This window comes from Mycobacterium simiae (assembly GCF_008370645.1).
Lineage (GTDB): Bacteria > Actinomycetota > Actinomycetes > Mycobacteriales > Mycobacteriaceae > Mycobacterium > Mycobacterium simiae_A.
This window is the reverse complement of sequence record NZ_VTZN01000009.1, coordinates 18072-23498: the sequence shown is the minus strand read 5'-3', so window position 1 is coordinate 23498 and position 5427 is coordinate 18072. Positions and strand designations below refer to the sequence as shown.

At 63.8% G+C, this 5427-nt stretch carries 6 protein-coding genes and 1 pseudogene; 6 read left to right on the top strand and 1 reads right to left on the bottom strand.

Annotated elements, in window-relative coordinates; all coding sequences use genetic code 11:
- Positions 1-687: 687 nt before the first annotated feature.
- On the bottom strand, positions 688-1458 hold the full coding sequence (locus tag F0Q45_RS03055; RefSeq protein WP_262490847.1) for a thioesterase II family protein: 771 nt from the start codon (positions 1456-1458) through the stop codon (positions 688-690).
- A 191-nt stretch (positions 1459-1649) separates the two neighbouring features.
- Between F0Q45_RS03055 and sepIVA the strand changes: the two genes are divergently transcribed.
- From sepIVA to F0Q45_RS28975, 6 genes and pseudogenes are all read left to right on the top strand, one after another.
- On the top strand, positions 1650-2387 hold the full coding sequence (gene sepIVA / locus F0Q45_RS03050) for a cell division protein SepIVA (RefSeq protein ID WP_149652502.1): 738 nt from the start codon (positions 1650-1652) through the stop codon (positions 2385-2387).
- A 72-nt stretch (positions 2388-2459) separates the two neighbouring features.
- Entirely contained in the window at positions 2460-3053 is a 594-nt protein-coding gene (locus F0Q45_RS03045; protein ID WP_149652501.1) for a YceD family protein, read from the top strand.
- Positions 3050-3775 carry a ribonuclease III gene (rnc, locus tag F0Q45_RS03040; protein WP_149652500.1) on the top strand — a complete coding sequence of 242 codons (726 nt, stop codon included), beginning with the start codon at positions 3050-3052 and terminating at the stop codon, positions 3773-3775. The genes F0Q45_RS03045 and rnc overlap by 4 nt, the downstream gene beginning before the upstream one ends.
- Positions 3776-4633 (top strand): DNA-formamidopyrimidine glycosylase, encoded by an 858-nt coding sequence (mutM, locus tag F0Q45_RS03035; protein WP_149652498.1) that lies wholly within the window; start codon positions 3776-3778, stop codon positions 4631-4633.
- A gap of 92 nt (positions 4634-4725) precedes the next feature.
- Positions 4726-5136: pseudogene (locus F0Q45_RS28980) on the top strand (OsmC family protein); the annotation flags it as partial.
- Positions 5137-5151: 15 nt separating this feature from the next.
- Positions 5152-5418 carry an acylphosphatase gene (locus F0Q45_RS28975; protein WP_262490846.1) on the top strand — a complete coding sequence of 89 codons (267 nt, stop codon included), beginning with the start codon at positions 5152-5154 and terminating at the stop codon, positions 5416-5418.
- Positions 5419-5427 lie beyond the last annotated feature (9 nt).

Below are 5427 nucleotides of genomic sequence, written 5' to 3'. Positions count from 1 at the left end.
CGCATTACACTCCCATCAACTCATCTACAACGTATTGTGTGCGTCACATCCTGTGAATCGGCTGTCAATTGCCTGGTGCGGATTTCTGAGGGCTGAGAAACCCGCCCCTCTGGGCGCGCTTGTCCACCCTGACGATGACGCAGCTTTCTCATCGAAGCACGCCCGCGCGCGTCAGCTGACCGCCCCTAGACTGACCCCGTTCCCCCGATAATTAATCCTTGGTTAACTACTGTACGTAAGGTAATCATCTCTCACGGCGGGTGTGGGCAAGATTCGGGAAATCCACACGCTTCCCACAGCGTGCGCCACTGGCCTGTCCACTAATGCGGCGGGTTGACCTGCGCAAGTGTCCCTACCAGGGAATTAGCTGTGAATTGCTGTGGTTTGTGTGACATTTGATACATGAGTGACAGATGACTAGTCCCAGGCAATTGACAGTTGATTCTGGCACGACCGTGCCAGCGGTTTGGCACCGGCGTCCCGTTGTGATGAGGCTCACAGCGCGCTGCGCGGCCGCGGGAGCGGCGCCCGCGATCGACCGATCGGGGCTTGCCGGAGCGGGTTCCCGGGGCCGCCATCTGGAGCGGGCTAGCCGATGGGCTTCGGGTCAATGCGTAGCGAACTCGGGCTGCTGTGCGCTCGGCGCAGCGGAAAGCGAAATTTCGGCTGGCTGGGACATTCGGATAGTTAAGCCCGATCAAGCCGATAGAGCGTTTTGTCTTCTATATCACCGACAAGTTCTGGCAAATTGCTGTTAAGGAAGAAATGATCTCCGGTAAAGACCCGGATCGCGAATTCTCCGGTCGTTCGGTCCCGCCACGGGTCCATGTCTTCTCGTGTCACTATCCAATCTTTGTCTCCGAGGTATGCATAAATTGGGCAAGACAGTTTTGTTTCCGCCGGGCAGGAATAGCCGGCTATGGCGCGTACGGCTCGCAATGTCGGTAGCACACCCACCCGGAACTCTTCATCTGCAAAGAAGTCCGGATTCGTACCAGTCATTCGGGCGACCAAATCCAGCATCTCGTTGTCCGAATAGCCCTTGAGTTGCTTGTATTTGACATGACCCGGCGCCGATGATGCGGAGACGAACAAAGCGAGAACTCGATGGCCTGCCGATTGGAATCTGAGTGCTACTTCGAAGGCTAGCATGCCGCCCATGCTGTGGCCGAAGAAAACGACCGGGTTGCTGGCTTGGGCTGCCGGTTTCATCATCGCGAAGATCTCGTCGGCCAGGCCGGGAATGCTTTCTAGCGGCGGCAGGCCGGACCGCTCGCTTTGTCCGGGATACTGCACCGCTATTCGCTTGATGTCGCCGGAAAACTCTCTGGAGAACGCCACATAGTCTTTCGCGGTTCCACCGGCGTGCGGGAAGATATACAGCGTGGGTGAGGTTGGCTTCTGGTCGCTTCTACCGTTGTTCGGGCGGACATGCACGGCGCCACGATACCGTGACAGACGTCGCGGGCTCGGCGGCGGCGGACCGGTGCCGAACCGTTGTCGGCGTCCAGCGCAGATGGACCGCTCAAGCATCGGCCGGGGAAGGCGGGAAATACGCCGACACACCGGGCTTGCCACCGTTGTCACAGAGATAACAGCAGGCACACTGGTAACAACATTAGTGCCAGGGATGCCAGGAGGGTTTGGCCGTGTACCGAGTCTTTGAAGCGCTCGACGAATTGAGCGCAATAGTCGAAGAAGCCCGTGGTGTGCCGATGACGGCGGGCTGCGTGGTGCCTCGCGGTGACGTGTTGGAGCTGATCGACGACATCAAGGATGCGATTCCCGGCGAACTGGACGACGCGCAAGATGTGCTCGACGCACGTGATTCGATGCTGCATGACGCCAAGGCACATGCCGACTCGATGGTGTCCTCGGCGACCACTGAGGCGGAATCGATGTTGAACCACGCCCGCGCCGAGGCCGACCGGCTGCTGTCGGACGCCAAAGCCCAGGCCGACCGCATGGTCAGCGAGGCGCGCCAGCACAGTGAGCGGTTGGTCGGGGATGCCCGCGAGGAGGCCATGCGTATTGCCGCCGCAGCGAAGCGGGAATACGAGGCCAGCATCAGCCGGGCTACGTCCGAATGCGATCGGCTGATCGAAAGCGGCAACATCTCCTACGAGAAGGCGGTGCAAGAGGGAATCAAAGAGCAGCAGCGCCTGGTGTCGCAAAACGAGGTGGTACAGGCGGCGAATGCGGAAGCGACCCGGCTGATCGACACGGCGCACGCCGAATCCGACCGGCTGCGGGGCGAATGCGACGTCTACGTGGACACCAAGCTCGCCGAGTTCGAAGAAATGCTCAACGGCACGCTTCGTTCCGTCGGTCGGGGCCGTCATCAGCTGCGTACCGCGGCCGGCACCCACGACTACGCGGTTCGTTAGTCACCAGCCGCAATCTCGCCCGGCCCGCAGCGTGGACCCGGGTGGCTTAGCGCGCGCCGTAGGATTTCCGCTATGGCGAGGCAGCACGGCCAGACAACACGCAGACATCTGACGGCGCCGATGGCGATCGACATCGCACGGCTCGGGCGGCGTCCCGGCGCCATGTTCACGGTGCGCGAGACCGTGGACAGCCCCTGGCGCATCGGCCTGGAGTTGATCGCGATCGAGCGAGGTGCCCCACTGGACCTCAACGTGAGAGTGGAGTCGGTCTCCGAGGGAGCGTTGGTGACTGGGACGGTCGCCGCCCCCACGAGCGGGGAGTGCTCCCGCTGCTTGACCCCGATCAGCGGGCGAGTGCAGGTTGACCTGACCGAACTGTTCGCCTATCCCGGCAGCACGACCGAGGCGACCACTCAGCAGGACGAGGTCGGCCACGTCGTGGACGAGACTATCGACCTCGAGCAGCCGATCATCGACGCTGTGGGGCTGGCATTGCCGTTTTCCCCGTTGTGCCGGCCCGACTGCCCCGGGCTATGCCCACAATGCGGTGTGGCTCTAGACACCGACCCCGACCATCATCATGATCAGATCGACCCCAGATGGGCCAAGCTAGCCGAAAAGTTCAAGCCGGAGCGGCCTGACACCGTAGATCGAGGTGAGCGTTGACCGCGTCACAACAGGCTCTGCTTGACGCGCTCGGTGTCGACCTGCCCGACGAGCTGCTGTTGCTGGCATTGACGCACCGCAGCTACGCCTACGAGAACGGGGGGCTGCCGACCAACGAGCGGTTGGAGTTTCTCGGCGACGCCGTGCTGGGATTGACAATCACCGACGAGCTCTATCACCGCCACCCGGACCGTTCCGAGGGCGACCTGGCCAAACTGCGGGCCAGCGTCGTCAACACCCAAGCGCTGGCCGATGTTGCCCGCAACCTGTCGGAAAGCGGTCTGGGCGTCCACATGCTGCTGGGCCGCGGCGAGGCCAACACCGGCGGAGCCGACAAGTCCAGCATCCTGGCCGATGGCATGGAATCGCTGTTGGGAGCGATCTACCTGCGACACGGTATCGAGGTGGCGCGCGACGTGATCCTGACGTTGTTCGGACCATTGCTGGACGCAGCGCCCACGCTGGGCGCGGGGCTGGATTGGAAGACCAGCCTGCAGGAGCTGACCGCCTCGCGCGGCCTGGGTGTGCCGTCCTACCTGATCAGCTCAACCGGTCCAGACCACGACAAAGAGTTCACCGCGATGGTTGTCGTCATGGACACCGAGTACGGGTCGGGCGTGGGGCGCTCCAAAAAGGAAGCCGAGCAGAAAGCCGCGTCGGCGGCATATAAGGCACTAGAGGTACGGGAAGTGCTGGACACGGCTGGAAATACTTCCCTCTAGATGCCCGAGCTACCTGAGGTCGAGGTGGTGCGGCGTGGCTTAGCGGCTCATGTGGTGGGCAAGACGATGACCGCGGTCCGGGTTCATCACCCCCGTGCGGTACGACGCCACGAGGCCGGTCCGGCCGACCTGACCGCCCGGCTGCTCGGCGCGCGCATCACCGGAACCGATCGTCGCGGCAAGTATCTGTGGATGACGCTCAACAGCGATCCGCCCGACGGCGCGCTCGTCGTGCACCTGGGCATGAGCGGGCAGATGTTGCTCGGGGAAGTTCCGCGCGCTGACCATGTGCGGATCTCCGCGTTGCTCGATGACGGGACCATGCTGAGCTTCGCCGACCAGCGCACGTTCGGCGGCTGGCTGCTCGCCGACCTGGTGACCGTGGACGGTAGTGTGGTGCCGGCCCCGATCGCACACCTGGCGCGCGATCCGCTTGACCCGGGGTTTGATCCGGATGCCGTGATAAAAGTGTTGCGGCGCAAGCATTCTGAAATCAAACGCCAGCTGCTTGATCAGCAGGTGGTGTCGGGGATCGGCAACATTTACGCTGACGAGGCGCTGTGGCGGGCCAAGGTGAACGGGGCCCGGGTGGCGTCCACGCTGACTCGCCGTCAGCTGGGCGCTGTGCTGGATGCCGCTGACCAGGTGATGCGTGAGGCCCTCGCGCAGGGCGGAACGTCGTTTGACTCGCTGTATGTCAACGTCAACGGCGAGTCCGGCTACTTCGATCGATCGCTGGATGCCTACGGCCGCGAGGGCCGGGCCTGCCGGCGCTGCGGCGCGGTGATGCGCCGGGAGAAGTTCATGGGCCGCTCGTCGTTCTACTGCCCGCGGTGCCAGCCGCGGCCGCGGCAGTAACGCGCATCGAGATCGACATCCGCGCGACGCGCTCTCGCAGTCTTGCGCGCTGCTGTCGATCTCGCAGCGAACGAACGCGATAGAAAGAAGCCATGACGCAACTGTGGGTGGAACGCACCGGCACCCGCCGCTATACGGGATACAGCTCGCGCGGAGCGCAGGTACTCGTCGGCTCCGCGGACGTGGACGGGGTATTCACCCCCGGTGAGCTGATGAAGATCGCGCTCGCCGCCTGCAGCGGCATGGCCAGCGACCAGCCGTTGGCTCGTCGCCTCGGTGATGGCTACCAAGCGGTGCTCACGGTCTCCGGCGCGGCCGACCGCGACCAGGAGCGCTATCCACTACTGGAGGAGACCCTGCAGCTTGATCTGACGGGCCTCAGCGCCGACGAGAAGGAGCGCGTGCTGCTGGTCGTCAACCGGGCCGTCGATCGGGTGTGTACCGTCGGGCGCACGCTCAAGTCAGGGACCACCGTCACCTTCGAGGTCGTTGATGCCTCGTCCACGTCAGCTCCGGACGTGCGCCTGACCGCCTGGGTGCATGGGCGGGTCCAAGGAGTCGGTTTTCGCTGGTGGACTCGCTGTCGGGCGCTCGAGCTCGGACTCACCGGCTATGCGGCCAACCACGCCGACGGCCGCGTCCTGGTGGTCGCCCAGGGACCCCGTGAGTCGGGCGAGCAGTTGCTGCAGCTGCTGCGGGGCGGCGCCACCCCTGGGCGCGTGGACCAGGTGGTCGCCGACTGGTCGGAGGCCACGGAGCAGTTCAGTGGATTCGTCGAGCGGTAATCTGGCTGC

Coding starts and splice junctions, on each gene's coding strand:
- F0Q45_RS03045 (WP_149652501.1), top strand. CDS start 2,460: ATGGCGAGGCAGCACGGCCAGACAACACGCAGACATCTGACGGCGCCG.
- mutM (WP_149652498.1), top strand. CDS start 3,776: ATGCCCGAGCTACCTGAGGTCGAGGTGGTGCGGCGTGGCTTAGCGGCT.